This window comes from Aquibacillus rhizosphaerae, assembly GCF_030282825.1.
Taxonomy (GTDB): domain Bacteria; phylum Bacillota; class Bacilli; order Bacillales; family Amphibacillaceae; genus Aquibacillus_C; species Aquibacillus_C rhizosphaerae.
Map to the genome: position 1 here is coordinate 1 of NZ_JASTZU010000006.1, position 1,160 is coordinate 1,160.

Annotated in this window: 1 protein-coding gene; it reads left to right on the forward strand. The window is 33.9% G+C overall.

What is annotated here, in order from left to right:
- Positions 1-411 precede the first annotated feature (411 nt).
- Positions 412-1,062: an FMN-dependent NADH-azoreductase gene (locus QQS35_RS01155; RefSeq protein ID WP_285929884.1), complete on the forward strand. Its 651-nt coding sequence runs from the start codon at positions 412-414 to the stop codon at positions 1,060-1,062.
- Positions 1,063-1,160: the final 98 nt, after the last annotated feature.

A 1,160-nucleotide genomic window follows, 5' to 3' on the forward strand; every position in this document is an offset into this window, starting at 1 on the left:
AAAAGCACATTTTTAAAGTGTCATGGTCATTCGAATAAAGGTTTATTAAGAAACATAGAAAAAAACGCTAGTTTTTCACTGGTCCCGGACGGTTCTCTGCTTCCTATTAAATGAAAGGAAAACTTTCACTACTATTAGGTTCTTCTTCAAGTGTTCATAAAAAAGTCATAAAACTGTATTTCTAGCAATACTAACAGATCACATAGCGCCTGAATTAGTCATGATTACTGGATTCTTTCGTTCAATATCTTTCATAATGAATTCTTTTTTTGTACTAAAAAGTTCTAATAGTATCCTAAATGATACTAAGTCACTTCAAAGTGCTCTCTTGTTTGTATGTGTTTACTTTCACATAATGTAAAGTGAAAGTATTCATATTATAAAAAGAGTAAAACATTGGGGGAAAGAAGAATGAATATTTTAGTTGTAAAAGCAAACAATCGTCCGTCAGCACAAAGCGTTACTAGCAAAATGTATGAAACATTTATGGAGGCGGTACGAGAAGTAGAATCGTTATCAGTTACTACTTATGATATATTTGCAGAAGATATGCCGTATTTGGGACAGGATTTATTTGATGCCTTTGATAACTTGCATGCCGGTGAAGAATTAACGGATATCCAGAAACGAATATTAACTGCAAAACAAAAGGCGAAGGATGCACTAATTGCAGCTGATCTAGTTGTATTTGCTTTCCCAATGTGGAACCAAACAATACCAGCAAAGCTACAAACATTTATTGATTATGTGTATGAGGCTGGTTTTACATTTAAATTTGATGAAACAGGAAATATGGTTCAATTAATGACAGGTAAAAAAGCGATTCTATTAAACGCACGTGGCGGTATTTATTCTACACCGGAAATGGCTAAAATAGATATGGCCATAAATTATATGCGGAATGTAGTAAGTGGTGTATTTGGTCTCGAGATTTTGGATGAAGTTATTATCGAAGGTCATAATGCGATGCCTGATCAAGCGGACCAAATTATTGAAGAAGGGTTGCACAAAGTAAAGGAAGTTGCACAAAATATAATAACACAGACTGTTGTAATGAAATAAAACAGGAAGCAGGGGACGGTTCGGGACCAGTGAAAAACTAGCGTTTTTTTCTATGTTTCTTAATAAACCTTTATTCGAATGACCATGACACTTTAAAA

Excerpts from the sequence above, each read along its gene's own strand:
- QQS35_RS01155 (WP_285929884.1), top strand. The coding sequence starts at position 412 with ATGAATATTTTAGTTGTAAAAGCAAACAATCGTCCGTCAGCACAAAGC.